Annotated in this window: 22 protein-coding genes; 21 read left to right on the top strand and 1 reads right to left on the bottom strand. The window is 38.6% G+C overall.

The genetic code is table 11. From position 1 onward, the window contains the following. Positions 1 to 5 precede the first annotated feature (5 nt). The 18 genes from eutC (at position 6) to IGL17_RS06925 (ending at position 18,341) form a co-directional block, all read left to right on the top strand. The gene (eutC, locus tag IGL17_RS07010) at positions 6 to 917 is read left to right on the top strand and encodes an ethanolamine ammonia-lyase subunit EutC (protein ID WP_002363986.1); all 912 of its coding nucleotides are present in this window, start codon (positions 6 to 8) and stop codon (positions 915 to 917) included. A gap of 13 nt (positions 918 to 930) precedes the next feature. Beyond that, positions 931 to 1,584 (top strand): ethanolamine utilization microcompartment protein EutL, encoded by a 654-nt coding sequence (gene eutL / locus IGL17_RS07005; RefSeq protein ID WP_002357509.1) that lies wholly within the window; start codon positions 931 to 933, stop codon positions 1,582 to 1,584. Between the two features lie 13 nt (positions 1,585 to 1,597). Beyond that, positions 1,598 to 2,116 (top strand): BMC domain-containing protein, encoded by a 519-nt coding sequence (locus tag IGL17_RS07000; RefSeq protein WP_002366723.1) that lies wholly within the window; start codon positions 1,598 to 1,600, stop codon positions 2,114 to 2,116. Further along, the gene (locus IGL17_RS06995) at positions 2,107 to 3,585 is read left to right on the top strand and encodes an acetaldehyde dehydrogenase (acetylating) (protein WP_002357511.1); all 1,479 of its coding nucleotides are present in this window, start codon (positions 2,107 to 2,109) and stop codon (positions 3,583 to 3,585) included. The genes IGL17_RS07000 and IGL17_RS06995 overlap by 10 nt, the downstream gene beginning before the upstream one ends. 123 nt (positions 3,586 to 3,708) lie before the next feature. Further along, the gene (locus tag IGL17_RS06990) at positions 3,709 to 3,999 is read left to right on the top strand and encodes a BMC domain-containing protein (RefSeq protein ID WP_002357513.1); all 291 of its coding nucleotides are present in this window, start codon (positions 3,709 to 3,711) and stop codon (positions 3,997 to 3,999) included. A 67-nt stretch (positions 4,000 to 4,066) separates the two neighbouring features. Beyond that, positions 4,067 to 4,636 (top strand): hypothetical protein, encoded by a 570-nt coding sequence (locus tag IGL17_RS06985; protein WP_016618364.1) that lies wholly within the window; start codon positions 4,067 to 4,069, stop codon positions 4,634 to 4,636. A gap of 3 nt (positions 4,637 to 4,639) precedes the next feature. Beyond that, positions 4,640 to 5,275: an ethanolamine utilization phosphate acetyltransferase EutD gene (eutD, locus tag IGL17_RS06980; RefSeq protein WP_002357516.1), complete on the top strand. Its 636-nt coding sequence runs from the start codon at positions 4,640 to 4,642 to the stop codon at positions 5,273 to 5,275. Between the two features lie 14 nt (positions 5,276 to 5,289). Beyond that, positions 5,290 to 5,889, top strand: coding sequence for a TIGR02536 family ethanolamine utilization protein (locus IGL17_RS06975; protein ID WP_010707565.1), 600 nt, complete (start codon positions 5,290 to 5,292; stop codon positions 5,887 to 5,889). A gap of 12 nt (positions 5,890 to 5,901) precedes the next feature. Beyond that, positions 5,902 to 6,165 carry a EutN/CcmL family microcompartment protein gene (locus IGL17_RS06970; RefSeq protein ID WP_002369365.1) on the top strand — a complete coding sequence of 88 codons (264 nt, stop codon included), beginning with the start codon at positions 5,902 to 5,904 and terminating at the stop codon, positions 6,163 to 6,165. A gap of 12 nt (positions 6,166 to 6,177) precedes the next feature. Further along, complete coding sequence (gene eutH, locus IGL17_RS06965) at positions 6,178 to 7,287, top strand: ethanolamine utilization protein EutH (RefSeq protein ID WP_016618365.1); 1,110 nt, start codon at positions 6,178 to 6,180, stop codon at positions 7,285 to 7,287. Between the two features lie 2 nt (positions 7,288 to 7,289). Further along, complete coding sequence (locus IGL17_RS06960) at positions 7,290 to 7,733, top strand: ethanolamine utilization protein EutQ (RefSeq protein ID WP_002357522.1); 444 nt, start codon at positions 7,290 to 7,292, stop codon at positions 7,731 to 7,733. An 87-nt stretch (positions 7,734 to 7,820) separates the two neighbouring features. Beyond that, entirely contained in the window at positions 7,821 to 8,249 is a 429-nt protein-coding gene (locus tag IGL17_RS06955; RefSeq protein WP_002365680.1) for a CoA-binding protein, read from the top strand. A 204-nt stretch (positions 8,250 to 8,453) separates the two neighbouring features. After that, on the top strand, positions 8,454 to 10,511 hold the full coding sequence (gene parE, locus IGL17_RS06950) for a DNA topoisomerase IV subunit B (RefSeq protein ID WP_016618366.1): 2,058 nt from the start codon (positions 8,454 to 8,456) through the stop codon (positions 10,509 to 10,511). Positions 10,512 to 10,523: 12 nt separating this feature from the next. Beyond that, on the top strand, positions 10,524 to 12,986 hold the full coding sequence (parC, locus tag IGL17_RS06945) for a DNA topoisomerase IV subunit A (protein WP_010823694.1): 2,463 nt from the start codon (positions 10,524 to 10,526) through the stop codon (positions 12,984 to 12,986). A 289-nt stretch (positions 12,987 to 13,275) separates the two neighbouring features. Next, complete coding sequence (pflB, locus tag IGL17_RS06940) at positions 13,276 to 15,522, top strand: formate C-acetyltransferase (protein WP_002357529.1); 2,247 nt, start codon at positions 13,276 to 13,278, stop codon at positions 15,520 to 15,522. 76 nt (positions 15,523 to 15,598) lie between these two features. Then, positions 15,599 to 16,363 (top strand): pyruvate formate-lyase-activating protein, encoded by a 765-nt coding sequence (gene pflA / locus IGL17_RS06935; RefSeq protein ID WP_002357530.1) that lies wholly within the window; start codon positions 15,599 to 15,601, stop codon positions 16,361 to 16,363. Between the two features lie 95 nt (positions 16,364 to 16,458). Next, complete coding sequence (locus IGL17_RS06930) at positions 16,459 to 17,385, top strand: manganese-dependent inorganic pyrophosphatase (RefSeq protein ID WP_002360265.1); 927 nt, start codon at positions 16,459 to 16,461, stop codon at positions 17,383 to 17,385. Between the two features lie 71 nt (positions 17,386 to 17,456). After that, positions 17,457 to 18,341, top strand: a complete 885-nt coding sequence (locus tag IGL17_RS06925; protein WP_016618367.1) for a DUF1803 domain-containing protein — start codon at positions 17,457 to 17,459, stop codon at positions 18,339 to 18,341. A gap of 58 nt (positions 18,342 to 18,399) precedes the next feature. Here the strand turns inward: IGL17_RS06925 and IGL17_RS06920 are convergent, their stop codons facing one another. After that, on the bottom strand, positions 18,400 to 18,951 hold the full coding sequence (locus IGL17_RS06920) for a DUF2179 domain-containing protein (protein ID WP_002361848.1): 552 nt from the start codon (positions 18,949 to 18,951) through the stop codon (positions 18,400 to 18,402). Positions 18,952 to 19,131: 180 nt separating this feature from the next. Here IGL17_RS06920 and cls point away from each other — a divergent pair, with 180 nt between their 5' ends. The 3 genes from cls (at position 19,132) to IGL17_RS06905 (ending at position 24,164) form a co-directional block, all read left to right on the top strand. Then, positions 19,132 to 20,592 carry a cardiolipin synthase gene (gene cls, locus IGL17_RS06915; protein WP_002381891.1) on the top strand — a complete coding sequence of 487 codons (1,461 nt, stop codon included), beginning with the start codon at positions 19,132 to 19,134 and terminating at the stop codon, positions 20,590 to 20,592. 282 nt (positions 20,593 to 20,874) lie between these two features. Then, positions 20,875 to 22,755 (top strand): beta-glucoside-specific PTS transporter subunit IIABC, encoded by a 1,881-nt coding sequence (locus tag IGL17_RS06910; RefSeq protein WP_010707572.1) that lies wholly within the window; start codon positions 20,875 to 20,877, stop codon positions 22,753 to 22,755. Then, on the top strand, positions 22,755 to 24,164 hold the full coding sequence (locus IGL17_RS06905; RefSeq protein WP_010707573.1) for a glycoside hydrolase family 1 protein: 1,410 nt from the start codon (positions 22,755 to 22,757) through the stop codon (positions 24,162 to 24,164). The genes IGL17_RS06910 and IGL17_RS06905 overlap by 1 nt, the downstream gene beginning before the upstream one ends. Positions 24,165 to 24,213: the final 49 nt, after the last annotated feature.

Genomic DNA, 24,213 nt, shown 5'->3' with positions numbered 1-24,213 from the left:
TACAAATGAACGAAAAAGAATTAAAAGAAATGATTGCCGGAATTTTAACAGAAATGGTCGCTGACAATCAAGCGGTTTCGACTGCCACTGTGACTGCTGAAGAAAAACCAGTCACAACACACGTCACTGAAACGACAGAAATTGAAGAAGGCCTAATTCCTGACATTACTGAAGTAGATTTACGTAAACAATTACTATTGAAAAATGCCGTAGATCCTGAAGCACTATTAAAAATGAAAGCTTTCTCGCCAGCTCGTTTAGGCGTTGGTCGTGCAGGGACGCGTTATATGACTAGTTCAACATTACGTTTCCGAGCAGACCATGCGGCAGCACAAGATGCGGTCTTTTCAGACGTAAGTGAAGACTTGGTAAAAGAAATGAATTTTATTTCTACAAAAACAATCTGTAACAGTAAAGATGAATATTTAACACGTCCAGATTATGGTCGTCAATTTGATGAAGAAAATAGTGAAATCATTCGGAAAAATACGACACCAAAAGCCAAAATCCAAATGGTCGTAGGGGATGGCCTTAGTTCAGCTGCTATCGAAGCGAATATTAAAGAAGTCCTGCCAGCAATTAAACAAGGATTAAACATGTACAACTTAGATTTCGACAATGTAGTTTTTGTTAAATATTGTCGCGTGCCAGCAATGGATAAAATTGGTGAAATCACTGACGCTGATGTTGTTTGCTTGCTAGTTGGCGAACGTCCTGGTTTAGTAACAGCTGAATCTATGAGTGCCTACATTGCTTACAAACCAACTGTCGGTATGCCAGAAGCACGGCGGACAGTTATTTCAAATATTCACAAAGGTGGGACACCGGCTGTTGAAGCAGGGGCCTACATTGCCGAAATTATCAAAAAAATGTTAGACAAGAAAAAATCTGGTATTGATTTAAAAGAAGCTGAATAAAGGAGGATTTCTCATGAAAAATGATCGTCTAGGCGCAAATGTCCTAAGTATGAAAGTCATTCCCAATGTCGATCCGGCATTAGCAAAAGAATTATCATTGAAACCAGAACATCGCTCATTAGGAATTGTTACTTCCGATTGTGATGATGTCACTTATGTTGCATTAGATGAAGCAACCAAAGCCGCCGATGTTACTGTAGTTTACGGTAAAAGTATGTATGCTGGCGCAGCAAATGCTTCAACCAAATTAGCCGGTGAAGTGATTGGCATTATTGCTGGTCCGAGTCCTGCTGAAGTCAATAGTGGCTTGAGTGTCATTACGCAAGTCATTGAAGAAGAAGCCAGCTTCTATAGTGCTAACGAAGATGACAGTATTGTTTATTTTGCACATGTAGTATCAAGAACGGGTAGCTTTTTATCTGAACAAGCGAATATTCCTGAAGGTGAAGCGATTGCTTATCTGATTGCACCACCGCTAGAAGCAATGGTTGGCTTAGATGCAGCAATGAAAGCTGCCGATGTTCAAATGGGTGTCTTTTATGGCCCACCTTCTGAAACGAACTTTGGCGGTGCCTTATTGACAGGTAGTCAATCTGCATGTAAAGCTGCTTGCAGTGCGTTTGAACAAGTCATTCAAAATATCGCTGACAATCCGTTGAGTTATTAAGGATGTGACCTGAATGAAAGCATTAGGAATGGTCGAAGTCAAAGGATTTTTAGGTGCCATTAGTGTGGCCGATGCGGCATTGAAAGCCGCCGACGTTACTTTGTTAAAAGCTGAAATTATTAATGGCGGTTTAACAACTGTGGAACTGATTGGTGACGTTGCCGCGGTTCAAGCTGCCGTTGAAGTAGGAACGGAAGTAGCTAAAGAATTAAATTGTTTAATTGCTCATCATGTGATCTCACGGGTTGATGCTCAAACGGAAGTGATTTTATCAGATCCAGAACCCAAGTCAGCACCTGAACCGATGGAACAAGTAGAAGTAATTGAAGAAGAGATTGAAACACCAGATTCGGAAGAACACACTGGCATACGCCAAAAATTAGAAACACAACGCGTGGTTGATTTACGCAAACAAGCCTACAAAATGAACCTAAGTAGTTTAAAGAAAAGTGAGATTAAATTTGCCAATAAAGAAGCTTTAATTCAAGCAATCATGGCGGAAATAGAAAGAAGTGAAGACGAGTGGAATTAGTAGATAAAGACTTACGTTCCATCCAAGAAACAAGAAATTTAATCAGAAAAGCCAAAGAGGCACAGCAAGTATTAGCAACATTTTCGCAAAAACAAATCGATGCGATTGTCCAAGCAGTTTCAGAGGCTACGTTTAACCAACGAGAAAAGTTAGCGAAAATGGCCAATGAAGAAACAGGATTTGGTATCTATGAAGATAAAATCATCAAAAATGCTTTCGCTTCAAAAGTAGTATATGACGAAATGAAGGACAAAGCTACAGTTGGTGTGATCCATGATGATGCTGCCAAAAAAGTCACTGAAATTGCTGTCCCAGTTGGTGTAATTGCAGGATTAATTCCTTCTACCAACCCGACATCAACAGTCATTTACAAAGCATTAATTTCATTAAAAGCTGCCAACAGCATTGTTTTTTCACCACATCCCAATGCGTTGAAATCGATTATTGAAACAGTAGAAATTATCCAAAAAGCGGCTATTGCTGCAGGGGCACCAGAAGGTTGTGTCTCGGTCATCAAAACGCCAACCATGCAAGCGACCAGCGAATTAATGAAAAATAAAGAAACAAATTTAATTTTAGCTACTGGTGGAAACGCAATGGTTAAAGCAGCGTACTCTTCTGGAACACCAGCAATCGGTGTTGGGCCTGGTAATGGACCAGCCTACATCGAACGAAGCGCAAATGTTCCTCATGCAGTGAAACAAATAATGGATTCAAAAACTTTCGATAACGGTACAATTTGTGCATCGGAACAATCAATTATTGTTGAAACTGTCAACCGTGAAGCGGTCAAAGAAGAGTTAATTAAGCAGGGCGCGTATTTCTTAAGTCCAGCCGAAGCCGACAAATTAGCTAAGTTTATTTTACGACCAAACGGTACAATGAACCCGCAAATCGTGGGTCGTTCCGTTCAACATATTGCTTCATTAGTTGGTTTATCTATTCCAAAAGATCGCCGCTTAATTGTTGCCGAGGAAACACATGTAGGCTTGAAATATCCATTTTCAAGAGAAAAATTGGCACCGATTATTGCTTTCTATACAGTTGAAAACTGGGAAGCAGCTTGCGCGTTATCAATTGAAATTTTGAAAGGTGAAGGTGCGGGTCATACGATGGGTATTCACACAGAAAACAAAGAAGTCATTCGTGAATTTGGCTTAAGAAAACCCGTCTCTCGTTTGCTTGTTAACACCTCTGGTACACTTGGCGGCATTGGTGCTTCAACTAACTTAGTGCCAGCATTAACACTTGGCTGTGGCGCAGTTGGTGGCAGCTCAACTTCTGATAATATTGGGGTTGAAAATCTGTTCAATTTACGTCGTGTTGCATATGGCGTGCGTGATTTAGAAGAGATTCGTCAAGAATTTGGTCAAACATCAACCACATCTGTGGCTACTTCTTGCGAAACAACCAATCAAGAAGAACTAGTAAATGCCGTGGTGGCTCAAGTTTTAGCTCGCTTAAACTAACAAGAAACGAGCGAGTAAGAGTAAAACAAATGAATTATTGGATTTAGGGTTTGGGACCTAAGTCAAATTGCTAATTGTCCCAAATTTTTAAAAATAAAACATACATCTTAGGAGGAAATTATAATGTCAAGTACAAATGCTTTAGGAATGATCGAAACTCGTGGTTTAGTAGGTGCTGTTGAAGCAGCCGATGCAATGGTGAAAGCGGCAAACGTTACTTTAATTGGAAAAGAACAAGTCGGTGGCGGTTTAGTTACAGTAATGGTTCGCGGTGACGTTGGTGCCGTGAAAGCAGCAACAGATGCTGGTGCTGCCGCAGCAGAACGTGTTGGCGAATTATTATCTGTCCATGTAATTCCACGTCCACATACAGAAGTAGACGCTATTTTACCACACGCAACAACTGAATTATAATTTTGATTTTTTGGGGCAGAGGTAGGTTCATTACTTCTGTCCTAAACTTTCATTGAGGAGGGGTGTTATGACAGTTATTACAGAAGATATGCTTCGCATCAAAAGGCTAAAAAAAGAACTAGAAGATGGCACGGATTTTGTGTTTCCTGTAGGCAGTTTTCTGACGCCAGCCGCCAAAAGCTATCTACGCGAGCATCGGATTAATAGCAGCTTCTCTTCAACAATCCCATTGCTTTCTGAGGTTCATTCAGTGAAGGCCTCCTCACAAAAACAAAAACAAGAACATTTATCAAAAGAAACAATTTATGAGATTCGGCACTTAAGCCATCTATTGTATTTGCCTTTCTTAACGAATGAAGCGTTATCAACAGAAGGTTGGTTATATTTCGAACAACAACAACTGTGGTTAGAGAAATTTATTTTAGAACAGTCGCTTGTAATGGAACCAGTCATTTTGGAATCAAAGGTAACTATTCTAACTAACCAACAGAGACAATGGCGCTATTCCTCAAAAGAAATTCAATTACAACTAGATAAAATTATTCTCCAGTTAAAAGGAGAATCACAACTGTTCGGCCTTTTTCAATCTTGGGCTACAGAATTAATTAGCACCATGGCTGAAATATCACGAAACTAGGAGATGAACAAATTGGATTCAATGAATGAAATTGTTGAAGAAGTTGTTAAACGAATTCAGCAACAACAACAAAATACTTTTGAAGTTGAAGCTTCTGGCCGACATGTTCATTTGTCTCGTCAAGAGATTGATGCATTATTTGGACCAGGATATCAACTAACAAAAGTGAAAGATTTATCACAACCTGGACAGTTCGTTTGTAAAGAACGAATTACGGTTGCTGGACCTAAAGGACTTTTTCAAAATGTGGTTATTTTAGGCCCTGAACGTAGCGAATCACAAGTTGAAGTTTCTATGACGGATACACGTATTTTAGGAATTAACGCCCCAGTTAGAGAGAGTGGCAAGACAGAAGGGACACCAGGTGTCACGCTGATGAACGGATCAGCAGTTGTGACATTAAGTCACGGCTTAATTGTTGCCAAACGTCATATTCACATGACACCCGAAGACGCCTTGAAAAATAAAGTAAGCAATAGCCAAATTGTGCAAGTCAAAGTGGAAGGCACACGTCCGTTAATCTTTGATGATGTAGTTGTGCGAATCAGTCCGCGATTTGCAACGTACATGCATATTGACTACGATGAAGCCAACGCTTGCGGCTTAACCAAAGGAGCTCGTGGCTATATTCTTAAGTAAAAGGAGGAAGGACAATGAACGTTTCTGAAATGGAAAATTTGATTCAACAGATTACTGATCGAATTTGCCAACAATTGCTGTCGTCGTCTTATTCAGTGGCTTTAGCAGAAGCAAAAGAAGCATTTCCTGAAGAAATGTTTGTTCGTTTTCCTGATGTAAATTGGGTAACCAAGGAGCAGAAGCTAGCACGAGGTTTGGTTGTAAAGAGGCTAACGATTTCCCAAGTAAACGCGATTGCGCATTTACAGGAAACGGATGAATTAGTCAAAAACATCTTAGCATTCTTATTTGAAGGTAAGCCGGTATTGGTTTTAACCCCAATACCTTCAGTGACTAAAAATTCCCGATTGAAGTATCGTTTGAAACAAACGATTCAGGAAAACGTGGACATGTGCCAACAGTTTGGGCTGATTTTTTATCATGATTCAGAAAATTACGCTGTGTTTCAGGCGGCCTGTCAAAAACAACTTCGTTCTTTGGCGGAGACCAAACGAACCTACATTACTGAAAAACAATTGATAAGAATGACAGAAGCAGGTGTTTCTTTAAGTAAAAATGCCTATTTAACCCCGTTAGCGACAGATTATGCTCGGAAACATCAATTGCTGACGTAAGGAGGAAAAACGATGCTTTTAGGAAAAGTGACTGGTAGCCTTTGGTCAACAAGAAAAGATGAAAAATTAAATGGCTGGAAATTTATGATGGTTGATATTTTGAATCAAGAGGACGAAAAGCAAGGATTTCTAATTGCTGCTGACAACGCTGGAGCTGGTGTCGGGGACAAAGTGTTAATTAGTCAAGGCAATGCTGCCCGTATTTCGGCAGAAGATTCAAATGTCCCAATTGATGCAATGATTGTTGGTGTCATTGATTCTACAGAGGAAGAATAGGGAGGACGAGACATGAGCATTAATGAAATTATTATGTATATTATGGTTCTTTTCATGATTATTGGAGGAATCGATAAATGTATTGGCAACAAACTAGGTTTAGGGGAGCAATTTGAGGAAGGGATTATGGCTATGGGTTCTCTAGCGCTTTCTATGGTAGGGATTATCACTTTAGCGCCTGTCTTAGCCAATCTTTTAAGTCCGATTGTCGTTCCTGTCTATGAATTACTAGGGGCTGATCCAGCAATGTTTGCCACAACCTTATTGGCTAATGATATGGGTGGCTTTGCGTTAGCGCAACAATTAGCCAATGATCCACAAGCTGGTTTATTTGCGGGGGCAATCTTAGGCGCAATGATGGGGCCAACGTTAGTCTTTACAATTCCAGTAGCGCTTGGCATTATCCAAAAAGACGACCAACAATTCTTAGCAACAGGTGTTTTGAGCGGGATTATTACAATTCCTTTTGGTTTATTAGCAGGTGGTTTAACAGCTGGCATGCCATTGTCATTGATTATTCCTAACTTAATTCCAATTATTATTGTTGCCGCTTTAATTATTTTAGGTTTATGGTTAGCGCCAAAAGGCATGATTAAAGGCTTCCAAATTTTTGGTCAAGGCGTAGTGATTGTCGCTATCTTTGGTTTAGTTGTCGGGGCGATTCAACTATTATTAGGAATTACAGTGATTCCTGGCATTGCACCAGTTACTGAAGGAATTGAAGTCGTTGGCGGGATTGCTTTAACTTTAGCTGGCGCTTTCTGTTTAGTAGCTGTGATTACGAAAGTCTTTAATAAACCATTGATGAAACTAGGAAAAGTTTTAGGAATGAATGAAGTAGCGGCTGCAGGAATGGTTGCTACATTAGCTAACAATATTCCCATGTTCCAAATGTTAAAAGACATGGATAATCGAGGAAAAATTATTAATATCGCTTTTGCTGTTTCGGCTTCTTTCGTTTTAGGTGACCACCTTGGTTTTACTGCAGGCGTAGCAAAAGAAATGATTTTTCCAATGATTGTTGGAAAATTAGTTGGAGGGATTACCGCCATTTTTGTGGCTATCTTTATGGCAAACCGAATGCTAGGAAAACCCGAAACAGAAGTGAATAATGAGGTGTAAATATGACAGAATTAAATCGTGAAATGATTGAAACGCTTGTTCGACAAATTGTCACAGAAAAATTAATGCCGACTAAACAAGTGGATCCAAGTGGAATTATGTCCATCAAATTACCCGAAATTGACGTAACAGAAGACGATCGTTTAGATACAGGCAACCCAGCGGACATTGTTTACACAAAAGATCTGTTTTCTTTAGAAGAAAGCCCGCGCCTTGGTTGCGGTTTAATGGTGATGAAAGATACTACCTTCGACTGGACATTGGAATACGATGAAATTGATTATATTATTTCAGGACAACTAGATATACTGATTGACGGACGTAAAATTTCTGCAACAGCCGGCGAAATTATTTTAATCCCGAAAAGTAGCAAAATTCAATTTTCAGTGACGGGTGATGCCCGCTTTGTCTACGTGACTTATCCAGCAGATTGGCAAAGCCAATAATTATTTTACCGGCAGTCAGAGAATAATTTTGCCAAAACCCTTTACTCAGCGTTATAATAAATAAGAACGAAAAAAGGGGTTGAGTGAATGACATTTGAGAATCCAAGTCAAAATCAAATTTTTGATATTTTAAAACAAGCAAAAAATATTGCGGTGGTTGGTTTGAGTAACAAGCCCGACCGCACGAGTTACAAAATTGCGGAAATTTTACAGCAACATGGCTATCGTGTATTACCTGTCAATCCAGTTTTAAAAGGTGAAACGGTGCTTGGCGAAACGGTTTATGGGACATTAACAGAGATTCCTGAAAAGATTGATATTGTTGACGTCTTTCGGCGGAGTGAATTTTTGCCAGAAGTGGCCGCAGAAACATTGAAAACAGAAGCGCCTGTCTTTTGGGCCCAACTAGGTTTGGAAAACGAAGAGGCAGCGAACTTGTTATTAAATGAAGGTCGTCAAGTTATTATGGACCGTTGTATTAAAATTGAATTGGCAAAAATGGCAGATGCTGAATAAACACGTGTAATTTTATAAAGAAAGAGCGTCCTGAACGGAAAGCTCTTTTTTTTTTGACCCAGATAGAGTATTATTGTAATGATGGTTTTAGAAGGAGCGAACGGAAAACGCAAGAAACCCGCTCACTCTTCTTCTAATTCTTTAAGAAATAGTTAATGTACGCTTATTAACTAAACGAGAATCTAAGTATAAGGAGTTTTTTCTTTGGCTAAAAAAATTAACAATGAGTACAATGATGCCTCTATCCAAGTCCTAGAAGGATTGGAAGCAGTGAGGAAAAGACCTGGTATGTATATCGGTTCAACCGATAGCCGTGGACTCCATCACTTAGTCTATGAAATTGTCGATAACGCAGTCGATGAAGCGTTATCTGGCTACGGGAATGAAATCAACGTAACTATCCAAAAAGATAATAGTATTTGTGTTGCAGACTCTGGCCGCGGAATGCCAACAGGGATGCATGCTTCTGGTATCCCAACAGTAGAAGTAATTTTTACTGTCTTACATGCGGGTGGTAAGTTTGGCCAAGGTGGCTATAAAACTTCAGGCGGACTCCATGGGGTGGGTGCCAGTGTTGTTAATGCCTTATCTAAGTGGTTAGAAGTTCATATTGTTCGTGATGGCGTAGAATACATGGAACGATTTGAGGACGGCGGTAAACCACTTGGTACCTTAAAAAAAATCGGCAAAACAAAAAAACGCAACGGCACCTCCGTTACTTTTTTACCTGACGACACCATTTTCTCTACGACAAATTTTTCTTACGAAATTTTAGCAGAACGTTTGAGAGAATCAGCTTTCTTATTAAAAGGCGTCAAAATTACTTTAACGGATGAACGTGGGGAAGAACCCAAAGAAGAAGTCTTCCACTACGAAGAAGGCATTAAAGAATTTGTTGCCTATCTAAATGAAGAAAAAGATACATTAACACCCGTTGTTTATTTTTCAGGAGCCAAAGAAGGTATTGAAGTTGAATTAGCTTACCAATACAACGATGGCTATTCTGAAAATGTTTTATCTTTCGTTAACAATGTCCGCACAAAAGATGGCGGTACCCACGAAGTCGGTATGAAAACGTCAATGACGAAGGCGTACAATGAATATGCACGTAAAGTAGGACTATTAAAAGAAAAAGATAAAAATTTAGAAGGTAGCGACTTCCGTGAAGGCTTAGCAGCTGTCCTTTCAATTCGAGTACCAGAAAACTTACTACAGTTCGAGGGTCAAACCAAAGGGAAATTAGGCACACCTTTAGCAAGAACCGTTGTCGATAACGTCGTAGGCGAACAAATGGGCTTCTATTTACAAGAAAACAGTGAAATGAGTCAATCATTAATTCGGAAAGCGATTAAAGCCCGTGAAGCCCGCGAAGCGGCTCGCAAAGCTCGTGAAGAAAGCCGGAACGGTAAAAAACGGAAAAAAGGCGAATCGTTACTTTCTGGAAAATTAACCCCGGCTCAATCCAGAAATCCTAAGAAAAATGAATTATATCTTGTCGAAGGAGACTCGGCCGGTGGTTCAGCAAAACAAGGACGCGACCGGAAATTTCAAGCCATTTTACCGCTACGAGGAAAAGTCATTAATACGGAAAAAGCGAAAATGCAAGACATCTTGAAAAATGAAGAAATCAATACTATGATCTATACGATTGGCGCAGGCGTTGGTCCTGAATTTTCAATTGAAGATTGTAATTATGATAAAATCATCATCATGACCGATGCGGATACCGATGGTGCCCATATTCAAGTGTTGCTATTAACGTTCTTCTATCGTTATATGAAACCATTAATTGAAGTCGGCAAAGTCTATATTGCCTTACCACCTCTTTATAAAGTTTCTAAAGGAACTGGAAAAAAATCAGTCATTGAGTATGCTTGGACCGATGGTGAATTGGCAGAAGTGATTGATAAAGTTGGTAAAGGCTATATGCTCCAACGCTATAAAGGTCTGGGGGAAATGAATGCAGAACAACTTTGGGAAACAACGATGGATCCTGAAACTAGAACCTTAATTCGTGTTCGGATTGATGATGCAGCTCAAGCAGAACGCCGTGTGACCACATTAATGGGCGACAAAGTCGAACCTCGTCGAAAATGGATTGAGCAACATGTTCAATTTACGTTGGAAGAAGATGGCAGTATTTTAGATCGTTCAGAAGAAGACACTTCTGCACCAACAGGAGAAAGTCTTTTAGATGCGGAAAAAACAAAAGAAGCAGAACAAACCGATGACACTGAAATCAGTTTGTTTGACATAGAGTAGGGAGTGACAATTTTGGAAAAACGCCAAGAAGTTCAAGAATTAACCCTTGAAGAAGTAATGGGCGATCGTTTTGGAAGATATTCCAAATACATCATTCAAGAACGGGCCCTACCAGATATTCGAGATGGGCTAAAACCAGTACAACGCCGCATTCTCTTTTCAATGAATAAAGATGGCAATACCTTTGATAAAGGCTTTCGTAAATCAGCAAAATCTGTCGGAAACATTATGGGGAATTATCATCCCCATGGCGACAGCAGTATTTATGAAGCGATGGTGCGTCTAAGTCAAGACTGGAAATTACGGGAAGTACTAATTGAAATGCATGGAAACAACGGAAGTATGGATGGCGACCCACCAGCGGCGATGCGTTATACAGAAGCTCGTTTATCACAGTTAAGTGGTGAGTTGTTAAAAGATATCGACAAAAGTACCGTCGATTTCGTCTGGAATTTTGACGATACAGAAAAAGAACCCACTGTTTTACCAGCCAAATATCCTAATTTATTGGTAAATGGCTCAACGGGGATTTCAGCAGGCTATGCAACAGAAATTCCTACGCATAATTTAGCGGAAATCATTGATGGAACTGTGTATTTAATTGATCATCCTAATGCAAGTTTAGAGAAATTAATGGAATACATTCCAGGACCAGATTTCCCAACAGGTGGGATCCTACAAGGAAAAGCAGAAATTAAAAAAGCCTACGAAACCGGCCGTGGTAAAGTAATTTTACGTGCGAAGACAAAGATTGAGCCCTTAAAAGGCGGCAAACAACAAATTGTCATTTCTGAAATTCCTTATGAAGTCAACAAAGCAACGCTAGTGAAGAAGATGGATGAAATCCGTTTAAATAAAAAAGTAGATGGCATTGCCGAAGTTCGTGACGAAAGTGACAGAACTGGCTTGCAAATTGTTGTTGAACTAAAAAAAGATGTCAATGCAGAAGGTATTTTAAATTATCTATTTAAAAACACTGAATTGCAAATCAATTACAACTTTAACATGGTAGCCATCGACAACATGACCCCGCAACAAGTGGGACTAAAACGGATTTTAGAAAGTTACATTACGCATCGCAAATCAGTTATCATTAACCGTTGTCAATTTGAGTTGGACAAAGCTCGCAAACGTGAGCATATTGTTGCTGGTTTAATTAAAGCATTGTCTATCTTAGATAAAGTGATTGCAACAATCCGTGGCAGTAAAGATAAAAAAGATGCGAAGAAGAACTTAGTATCCGACTATGCGTTTACTGAAGAACAAGCTGAAGCAATCGTTACTTTACAGCTATACCGTTTAACCAATACGGATATTACTGATTTACAAGAAGAAGCGAAAACTTTAGAACAACAAATTGCTGAGTTATTGAACATTTTAAACAATGAAAAAGAACTATTCTCAGTCATGAAAAAAGAACTTCGCGAAGTTAAAAAGCAATATGGTAATCCACGCTTAACTCAAATTGAAGAGGAAATCCAAGAAATCAAGATTGAAACAGCCGTGTTAGTTGCGCAGGAAGACGTGGTCGTAACCGTGACGCACGAAGGCTATATCAAGCGGAGTAGTATTCGTTCTTATACAGCATCAAAACCAGAAGAAATCGGCATGAAAGAAGGCGACTTTTTACTATATGCTGGCGAAGTCAATACATTAGATCATCTTTTACTAGTAACAAATAAAGGGAATATGATCTATCGCCCCGTCCATGAGTTGCCAGATTTACGCTGGAAAGAAATTGGCGAACATATTTCTCAAACCATTTTAAATCTTGCTATCGATGAATCGATTATTGCTGTATATCCTTATAAAGAGTTAAGTCCGACAAAAACCTTTGTTTTCATTACAAAAGCTGGCATGATTAAACAAACCAAAATGGCTGATTTTGAGCCTTGGCGCACTTATAAGAGCCGCCCGACATCTTGTATGAAATTAAAATCAGACCAAGATGAAATTACCAATGTTTATTTAACAAATGATCAAGACTTATTGGATGTTTTCCTCGTTAGCAATCGCGGTTTTGGCTTACGTTATCCATTATATGAAGTACCAGTCGTGGGTAGTAAAGCGGCTGGAGTTAAATCAATGAACCTCAAAGAAGACGATTATGTCGTTAATGGTTTGCTGGTTCATTCTGAAGGGGATACACCGATTGTCATCGTTACCCAACGTGGCGGTGTTAAACGCATGTTAGCCCAAGAATTAACACAATTAGGACGAGCAAAACGTGGATTAATGGTCTTACGGGAATTGAAGAAAAATCCACATCGTGTTGTCTTTATGTCTGAAAGTACCGATTTAGATTTATTAGTTACTACGCAAAAAGGCACACAAGAAGTTATTCAGTCGAAAAACTATCCAATCAGTGAACGAACATCCAACGGTTCCTTTGTCATCGATGAACAAAAAGATGGCCAAGTAATGGAAGTCCACGAGATGCATTCTGCAGTGATTGAAGAAGAACAAACAAACTAAACTGTGTTATAAATAACTCCACAGCAGCCATCTGTATTAATACAGATGGCTGCTGTTTTTAATACAGAAGTACATTTTTCACAAGTGATAACAACTATAAATCGTTCTTATTTTCACAAGTATAAATGTTTATATATCAGCATTTAGAATCTTTTCTCCCCATTTATTTATTAAGAAAGTGCAATAAATAATAAAAAAACGCTTGCATCTAAAAGGTTATGTGTTATACTAATCACATAAAGCTGTTACATACAATCAAGTAGCAGTTAACTAAGGAGGCAAACACTTCATGAAACAATGGGAAGGCTTTAAAGGCGACAAATGGAGAACAAGCGTTGACACTCGTGATTTTATTCAAAACAACTACACAGAGTACAAAGGCGACGACAGTTTCTTAGAACCAATCGCTCCGAGCACTGACAAATTATGGACAAAACTACAAGAATTATTTGAAATCCAACATGAAAAAAATGGCGTTTATGACATGGATAGCGATATCCCAGCAACTATTACGTCACATGAACCTGGTTACTTAATCAAAGAAGAAGAAAAAATTGTCGGTTTACAAACAGATGTACCATTAAAACAAGCATTTATGCCATTCGGTGGTATTAAAATGGCGAACAATGCCTTAGTTTCAAATGGTTATGAAACTGACGAAGAAATGACAAAAATCTTCACAGAATACAGAAAAACACATAACCAAGGTGTTTTTGATGCCTACACAGCTGAAATGCGTTTAGCACGTAAAAACAAAATCATTACTGGTCTTCCAGATGCTTATGGCCGTGGCCGTATTATCGGTGACTATCGTCGTATCGCATTATACGGTATCGACTACTTAATGGAACAAAAGAAAAAAGATCATGATAACACTGGTAACAAAGAAATGACAGACGATGTTATTCGCTTACGTGAAGAAATTTCTGAACAATACCGTGCGTTAAATGACTTAAAACAAATGGCTGCTTCTTATGGTTTCGATATTTCTCGTCCTGCTGCAAATGCGCAAGAAGCAATCCAATGGTTATACTTTGGTTACCTAGGTGCCATTAAATCTCAAAATGGTGCGGCAATGTCAATTGGTCGTATCTCAGCATTCTTAGATATCTATATCCAACGTGACTTAGAAGCAGGTTTAATCACTGAATTTGAAGCACAAGAAATGATTGACCATTTAATCATGAAATTACGTATGGTTAAATTTGCACGGACACCAGAATACAACCAATTATTCTCTGGTTATCCAATTTGGGCAACATTATCTATTGCTGGTATGGGTATTGACGGTCGTTCATTAGTTACCAAAAATGACTTCCGTATCTTACACACCTTAACAAACATGGGACCATCTCCAGAACCTAACTTAACTGTATTATATTCTTCTCACTTACCAGAAGGCTTCAGAACATATGCAGCTAAAATCGCGAAAGAAAGCTCATCTATCCAATTTGAAAACGATGACTTATTACGTGAAAACTGGGGTTCTGACGACTGCGCAATCGCATGTTGTGTTTCTGCAACAGTTATGGGTAAAGATATGCAATTCTTCGGCGCTCGTGCGAACTTAGCGAAAGCTGTTCTTTATGCAATTAACGGCGGGGTCGATGAAAAAACTAAAATGCAAGTAGCACCAAAATATCGTCCAATGACTGGTGACAAATTAGATTACCACGAATTCATGGAACGCTATAAAGACATCTTAGACTGGTTAGCTGAATTGTACGTTAACACATTAAACATTATTCATTACATGCATGATAAATATGCATATGAAGCACCACAATTAGCTTTAATGGATACTGATTTACAACGGACATTCGCAACTGGTATTGCCGGAATCTCTCATGCGACTGATAGTATCATGGCAATTAAACACGGTGAAGTAGAAGTAATCCGTGACGAAGATGGTATGGCAATTGATTATGTACCAACAAAAGAATTCCCAACATACGGAAATGATAACGAAGAAGCCGATGCAATGGCTAACTGGATTTTAGATTACTTTATGACACAAATTAAACGTCAACACACATACCGTAACTCTAAACCAACGACTTCATTATTAACAATCACTTCAAACGTTGTTTATGGTAAAGCAACAGGGAACACGCCTGACGGACGTCGTGCCGGCAAACCTCTTGCACCAGGTGCGAACCCAAGTTATCAAGACGGTAAATTCTTAGGTGAGAAAAATGGCTTGTTAGCTTCATTAAACTCAACAGCTCGTTTAGAATATACAATCGCTTTAGATGGTATTTCTAATACACAAACCATCAACCCTAATGGTTTAGGTAAAGACGACGACACAAGAATTAACAACTTACGTAACGTATTAGATGGCTACTTCGATAAAGGTGGTTACCACTTAAACGTAAACGTATTTACAAACGAATTATTATTAGATGCACAAGCACATCCAGAAAAATATCCAAACTTAACTATCCGTGTATCTGGATATGCCGTGAAATTCCGTGACTTAACTCCTGAACAACAAGCAGACGTTATTTCAAGAACTTCACACGACAGACTATAAAAAACATTTACATTATTTAACTGAAAGGGTGACATTTAACGTGTCATCCTTTTCGTTTGAAAGAAGAGGGATCATTATGACAACACCAGTTACAGGTAGAATTCATTCAACAGAAAATTTTGGTACCGTTGATGGCCCAGGTGTCCGTTTTATCGTATTTACACAAGGGTGTCGCATGAGATGTCAATTCTGTCATAATCCAGATACTTGGAAAATTGGTTCCGGTGGTCGTGTGGTGACGACTGACGAAGTATTAGAGGAAGCATTACGTTTTCGCTCTTATTGGGGCGAAAAGGGTGGTATCACTGTCAGTGGTGGTGAGCCGCTATTGCAAATGGACTTTTTAATCGATTTATTTAAAAAAGCCAAAGCACAAGGCATTCATACCACCTTAGATACGTGTGGCAAACCTTTTACTCGGGAAGAACCCTTCATTAGTCAATTTGATGAATTGATGAAGTACACAGATTTACTCTTATTCGACATCAAACATATTGATAACGAGCAGCATAAACTGTTAACAACGCAATCAAATGATAATATTTTAGAGATGGCTACCTATTTATCTGAAATTGACAAACCTGTTTGGATTCGCCACGTATTGGTGCCTCAACGTAGTGATTACGACGAATATTTAATCCGTCTGGATGCCTTCATAAAAACATTAAACAATGTAGATAAAGTTGAAGTGCTTCCTTACCATACGATGGGCAAGTACAAATGGGAAGAACTAGGTATTCCTTATCCATTAGAAGGAATTGAGCCTCCTAAAAATGACCGTGTTGAAAATGCGAAAAAACTACTACATGTCGAGGACTATCAAGGTTATCTAGCACGTTAACAAACGAAAAAATAGAAAAGAAGACAATTTTTTTGTTGTTTCTTTTCTATTTTTTGTTATCATTAAGAGTGAATCAAAACCAAGGAGTGTGTATTATGTCAAAAATTTTAGTTTTTGGACACCAAAATCCTGATACAGATGCTATCGGAGCAGCAATTAGTTTTGCTTACTTACAAAAAGAATTAGGAAAAGAGACAGAAGCTGTCGCTTTAGGAACACCAAGTGAAGAAACTCAATATGCCTTAGATTACTTCAATATTGAAGCACCACGTGTTGTCACTGAAGCAGCTAGCGAAACAAACCAAGTCATGTTAGTGGATCATAACGAATTCCAACAAAGCATTTCAGATATCGCTGAAGTAAACATTTTAGCAGTAGTGGATCATCACCGGATTGCCAACTTCGAAACAGCAGATCCATTGTATTATCGTGCAGAACCAGTAGGGTGTACCAGTACAATCATCTATAAAATGTTTAAAGAAAATAACGTGACAATTCCAGCTCAAATTGCTGGTATGATGGTCTCAGCGATTATTTCTGATACATTATTATTTAAATCACCAACTTGCACACAAGAAGACATCGATGCAGCGCACGCCCTAGCTGATATTGCTGAAATCAATTTAGAAGGCTATGGTCTTGACTTATTAAAAGCAGGAACAAACTTAAGCGATAAATCAGCTGAAGTTCTTTTAGATTTAGATGCTAAGAGCTTCCCAATGAACGGCAAAACAGTTCGCGTTGCCCAAGTAAATACCGTCGACTTAGCAGAAGTTTTAGATCGTCAAGCTGAATTAGAAGCAGCTATGGCCGCAGAAAATGCAGCCAATAATTATGACTTGTTTGTCTTAATTATTACGAATATCCTAGACAGTGATTCTGAATTATTAGCGATTGGTGCGGAACAAGCCAAAATTGAAGCAGCGTTCAATGTAACATTAGTTAACAATCGTGCGTTCTTACCCGGCGTTGTTTCTCGTAAAAAACAAGTAGTACCACAATTAACAGAAGTCTTTAACTAAAACCGTAAGCGCCTAAGCAACGCGATAAATTCCTTGTTGCTTAGGCGCTTCACTAGTAAAGGGGCGTTAACATGAATGATTTAGCAATTTACTATCATTCTCCGCAACAAACGAAACAATACAATCATTTGCTCAACCAATCACTTTTTTTCCCTCTTGTTACTTTTATGTATGAACATCGGGAAGAAAGAATCATTTTAAGACAATTAAAAGCGGCCTTTGCAACAGAAGCCAAGTTAGAACAATTTTTATCAGAAATGATTGATTGTCAGTTAATCATTCGGGAAAATCGTCAATATCGTTTGAATTTTCCTATTTATACGGCAGCTGAAGTTGCGAGTTTGACCTTGGCTGAAGACGAACTTCCTAAGTTTAAAGGAACTGTAACAGAGCAATTATTTTGGCTAGCTGAATCTTTTTGGCCACAAGTGTTTCCAGAAGAGGAAGACTATTTTTTTGGCGTGAGCGGTGGCCCCTCATTTTATCAAAAACAAAGATTGGCCTCGGCACAACTATCTATAATTACGCTTGAAAAAGAAAAGACAGAGGTTCCAACAATGCCTCGTTATTTTGATTACTTGGGCAAAGAGCAATCCTTGCCAGAAGCCTTCAGCGCTTTATATGACTTGCTAGGGGACGTAAATCTTGAATACTATCTTTCGCAAGCGAGAAGAGTCATTAAACAAGCTCTGCGAGGCCGCAAAGTCATTACTGTGCCTAATATTTTTCAAGAAAGTTTGCACTTGACCCAAGTGATTACGATTGACCAGGACCACTTAAAACTCCTTTTACCAGTAGCAACGGAACAAGCTGAGCCTTTAGAAGCACAGTCGGATATTCTAGCATTTTATTATGAAAAAATTGCTAACCGATCGGCCATCGAACGCTTAGTTTTTATGCAACAATTGATTGAGCAACTAGGTACGAACTCTCTAAGTTATCTTAGAATAAATTAAAGTTACGATAATTTTATTATGTAAACTAAAAATCAATAACAAGAAATGACGCCGCTTCTTAGTGAGAAATGGCGTCATTTCTTTTGCGAACTTTTTTCGTCCAAAAACCACCGGAAATGAACTTAGGCTCATAGGAAATGATAAATGCTCTCGGCTCTAATTGATTGATTAATTTGTACAATGTACGTTCGTTTTTTCTTGGGGAAAGGATTTCTAAAACCATTCGTTCTCCTTCGCGTCCGTAGGCGACACTTTGTGTAACACCATAGCCGTGTTCACGAAGTGTTTCTGGTAAATGAAATTGTTCAGTAGTAGAAGGGAGGATAACCGATACCATAATATAACCCAAGGCCAAATAGTCTTCGATTTTAATTCCTACACTAATGCCAACAGCGTAACCAAGCGCATAAACAAGTAAATTTAAAGGATTGTCTAACCGATTCAGAACCATACTTAGCCCTAAGACATAAATTGTTATTTCAGCCATACTAACCAGCGGTGCAATAACCCGATAACCTTTCATCGTTAACATAAAACGAATAGTATTTAAGGTAATATATGCAAAATTAATGATAAAAATCATAGCTAACATTTTCAAATCAACGACCATAAAATAAGTACCTCTTTTCAAAATCTTTACATCTAGCCCTCATTATAGTACAGAAAAACTGAGAATCAAAGGCGAAACACTTATAGAAATGAATTCTTTTTTGAATACTCGCTCATATTATTCGCCTAATTTAACTGTTATTTGATATAATCTTAGTATGAAGTAAGAAGGAGGTAAGCGATGAAAATTTTTGTTTGGATTTTGTTATTTTTATTAGTAATTAACGTTATTGCTGCCTTAATTACTGTTTTTAGAAAACCTCGTAGTATTTCCAGCGTTTTAGCATGGATGATGACGTTGATTTTCTTGCCTGGTATCGGATTTATTATTTACTTATTCTGTGGGCGGGGTATCGATGGACAAGAAGTTTTTAAATTGTCTGATGATGAAAAACAAATGGTTCAACGAATTAAAGAAAAAGTGGACATCGATAACAAAAAAGCAGGGCGCGATAAACGTTATGATTTACTTTATGATGCGAAAGTTTTAAATCGTTATTTCCGGAATATGGACGCATCACCGTTGGCCAAAAGAAATAGTTTACAATTATTCACAGATGGCCAAGAAAAATTCCAAGCATTATTTGAAGATATTCGTGCAGCGAAAGAAACCGTTCATGTGGAATATTATGCGTTTTTTAATGACACGATTGGCAATCAATTTTTAGATGTATTAATCGAAAAGTTGCATGAAGGCGTGGAAGTTTACTTAATTTACGATCCTTGGGGTTCACCCGGCGCAAATAAAAAGTTTTTTGCTCGTTACGTTGACGCTGGAGGAAAAGTAGCTCCCTTTATTACTTCTCGCGATATGATCCGTAAAACACGTCTAAATTATCACTTGCATCGGAAAATTGTTGTCATCGATGGGAAAATTGGCTGGACCGGCGGGTTCAATGTTGGGGATCAATATTTGAATGTCACCGAAAAATTTGGTTACTGGCGAGATACCCATATTCGTTTGGTCGGGACGGCCGTATTTTCATTGCAAGAGATATTTATCATGGATTGGAATGCTTCAGTCAAATATCCTGAAGAACGTATGACGTATCATGAAAAATATTTTAAATTACCAGAAGATCATGAAGTGGAGCATTTGTCCTTACAAGTTGTTTCAGATGGTCCTGATTCAGAAGAAGAAATTTTGAAAAGCGGGTTTGTTCGGATGATTTTTTCTGCAGAAAAGAGTGTCTGGATTCAAACACCGTATTTAATCCCTGACGATAGTATGATTAATGCGTTGTTAGTGGCGGTTCGTTCAGGTGTCGACGTGCGAATTATGATTCCTTGTATGCCTGACCATCCCTTTATTTACCGCGCAACACAATATTACGCGAATTACTTACACAAACGCGGCATTAAAATTTATATTTATGATAGTGGGTTTATTCATGCAAAAACAATGGTGATTGATGATGAATTAGCTATGGTTGGCACAACAAACCAAGATATTCGCAGTTATTCATTGAATTTTGAGGTAAGTACGTTTATTTACAATCCTGACATTGCGTGGATGTTAGCGCAAGTCTTTGAAGAAGATATAGAAAAAAGTGTCTTACTAACCGACGAGATAATTAAAAAACAAGGGTACTGGCTACGCTTCAAGCAAAACTTTTCACGCTTGTTGTCCCCAGTCTTGTAATCAAATAAATCAGCAGTGAATGTAGTAAACTACTATTTTCACTGCTGATTTTAGTAACAAAACACTGAGTTTGTCTACCTAATTCATTGATAATCCCTCTAAATAATGGTAAATTAAAAATAAATTCAATCAGCTATTCTATCGTGAGAAACATAGTTATTACGTAGATCAGATCAAAGGGACATTCACGACGAGCAAATATTGAGTGTGTTTGCTGAAACGTGCATGTGTGATTTGATCTTTTTTATTGAGCTGTTATTTTATAGATAAGGAGTGGTCATCATGGACTACCAAGCAATAGCAAAAGAAATTTTGAAAGACGTAGGTGGCAAAGACAATATCGTGGATGTCACACATTGTTATACACGATTGCGTTTCATATTGAAAGATACGAAACAAGCGAACAAAGAAGCCTTACTACAAACAGAAGGTGTCATTTCTGTTGTTGAAAGTGGCGGGCAGTATCAAGTGGTTTTAGGCAATAAAGTCGCGCATGTTTATAATGCTCTAGAACCTTTGTTGGCTCAGCAACTTACGACCAAAACATCTACAAAAGAAAAAAATTCATTAGGCAATCGAATTTTAAATACTGTTGCCGCGATTTTCACGCCTGTCGTACCAGCAATTGCCGCTTCTGGCATGTTAAAAGGAATTCTAGCTATTGCTGTGATGGTCGCAAACAATTTTTACCAGGTCGATTTAAAACCTTTGAATACGTATATTATTTTAAGCGCCGCTTCCGATGCACTTTTTTATTTTATGCCAGTTATTTTAGGTTATTCAGCTGCTAAGGTTTTCAAAACAAACGAATATATCGCCATGGTAATTGGTGCCACCTTATGTTATCCAACCATCGTTTCATTAATGACTGAAGAATCAGCGGTTACCTTGTTTGGATTACATGTGACCAAAGCCAATTACGTTTCCACAGTAATTCCTATTATTCTTGCAATTTTTATGTTAGCTTATGTGCAACGCTTTTTGGAAAAAGTTATTCCAGAAGTTCTAAAAATTATTATGGTTCCTACGCTATCATTACTTTTAATGATTCCAGCCACTTTATTATTATTTGGACCGATAGGGATTTATTTAGGTGACGGCGTGAATTGGTTGTATTATTATATAATGAATTTGAGTCCCATCTTGTTAGGCGGTTTTATCGGCGGAATTTGGTGTGTCTTAGTCATTTTTGGGGCTCACCGTGGGCTTGTGCCAATTGGGATTAATGATGTCGCTCGAACAGGACGGCAAAATTTGCTAGCGTTTGCTGGTGCAGCAAACTTTTCTCAAGCGGGCGCCGCATTTGGCGTGTTTGTCCGCACAAAAAATACAGACTTGAAAGCTGTTGCTGCCTCTGCAACAGTGACTGCATTATTTGGTATCACAGAACCAGCCATTTATGGTGCAAACTTGCGGCTAAAAAAACCGATGATTTATGCGGTGGCTAGCGGAGCAGCAGGTGGGGCCTTAATGGGCTGGGGCGGCTCCTATGGGACAGCCTTCGCTAATCAAGGACTCTTGACCATCCCAGTTTACGCAGAAGCAGGAAGTAAAGCCTTTATTTGTTATTTATTAGGTTGTGGCATTGCTTTTTTTGGTGCATTTCTATTAACGATTTTTCTAGGCTTTAATGATTTACCGCTTGACGAGTCACGTCAAGAACCCGGCTTAAAGGCAGAGGCAGGGACAGTCAAAGAAAAACAACGGATTCAAGCACCTGTTCAAGGACAACTCGTATCTTTAGACCAAATCAACGATGAAGTCTTTGCTTCTCAACAAATGGGAAAAACGCTAGCTATTTATCCGACAGAGGAACAAATTGTTTCACCAGGAAATGGGCAAGTGACGGCTTTATATCCAACTCATCATGCAATTGGCTTAAAGTTAGACAATGGTGCTGAAATCCTCCTTCACATTGGAATCAATACAGTCGAATTAAAAGGACGAGGATTTGAGAGGTTCGTAAAAGCAGGAGAAAGGGTCAGACTAGGACAAAAACTGCTCTCTTTTGATAAACAAATCATCCAAGCTGCTGGTTATGATCCAACCGTCTTAGTCATCGTAACAAATACTGCGGAAATGGCTGTAATTGAGACAACCAAACAAACAGAGATTACACCACAAACAAATTTATTTTTCATGCAAGTAAAGGAGCAAAACTAATGGTTAAACAATTTAAGAACGATTTTTTATGGGGCGCTTCTTCCTCCGCTTTTCAAATTGAGGGCGCTTGGAATGAGGACGGCAAAGGCCTAACAGTCGCTGATTACAATTCTTTTAAAAAGTCAGCTGTACAAGCAGACACGAAAGTCGCCAGCGATTTTTACCATCATTTCAAAGAGGACATTGCGTTAATGAAAGAATTAGGCTTAAAAACCTATCGTTTTTCTCTTTCATGGGCACGAATCATTCCAACAGGTGATGGCGAAATCAATCAAGCCGGCATCGATTTTTATAATGCCGTCATTGATACACTTTTAGAAAACGATATTTTGCCGTTTGTCACACTTTATCATTTTGATTTACCTTTTGCATTGGTGGAAAAATACAATGGTTGGGTTGATCGTCGCTGCGTTTCTGCATTTCAACGCTATGCGCAAGTCTGTTATCAAGCGTTTGGTGATCGAGTCAAAAATTGGCAAGTTACAAACGAACAAAACTTAATGATTCGTGTTGATGAACGAATGAATATGTACGATGTTGCACCAGAAAATGTTGAAAAAATTCGTGCACAAATGGATTACCATATGTTTGTTGCCCATGCGCTAGCGACGAATGATTGTCACCAATTGGTCGCTGGGGGAAAAGTCGGTCCCTCTGTTTCCTCAACGATGACTTATCCTAGTTCCAATAAGCCTGAAGATGTTTGGGCGGCTCGTATGAATGATAACTTTAAAACGAATTATGCTCTAGAAATGTATTGTTTTGGCGAATACCCTGGTTACTATCAAGAGTATTTAACCAAATGCGGCATTTATCCCGAAACACAGCCAGAAGATCAAGCAATTCTGAAAGCCGCTAAACCAGATTTTATCGCCCTTAATTATTATCGGACGTTAGTTGCTAGCTATTTACCGACAGATGAGCAACACCCATTGGGTACGAAAGAAAAGGACATTGATTTTGATCTATACGGTTATTTCAAAATCGAAAAAAATCAACATTTAAAAACCTCTAAGTATGGTGCCCAAATTGATCCAACTGGTCTACGTTTAGTTTTAAATGATTATTATCGTCAATACCGTTTACCGTTAATCATTACAGAAAACGGCTTAGGCACACCAGATCGCCTAACAGAGGACGGAAAAGTTCATGATGACTATCGAATTGCGTATTTGCATGACCATATTGCTGCTTGTCATGCGGCTATTTCTGACGGTGTTGAGTTGTTTGGCTATTGCCCTTGGTCGGTCATGGATATTTTAAGTTCTCATCAAGGATTCAAAAAACGCTACGGTTTTATTTACGTCAATCGTGAAGACCATGAGTTAAAAGATTTACGACGCATTAAAAAAGATAGTTTTTATTGGTACCAATCAGTGATTAAAAATAATGGGTTACCAGAAGAATAGTGCACAAAAAGGATCATCCATTGCATAAGTGGGTGATCCTTTTGTTTTC

This window comes from Enterococcus sp. AZ088 (genome assembly GCF_051714845.1).
Lineage (GTDB): Bacteria > Bacillota > Bacilli > Lactobacillales > Enterococcaceae > Enterococcus > Enterococcus faecalis.
Note: the sequence above shows the minus strand (reverse complement) of the source record. Positions and strands in the feature narration are given on the sequence as shown.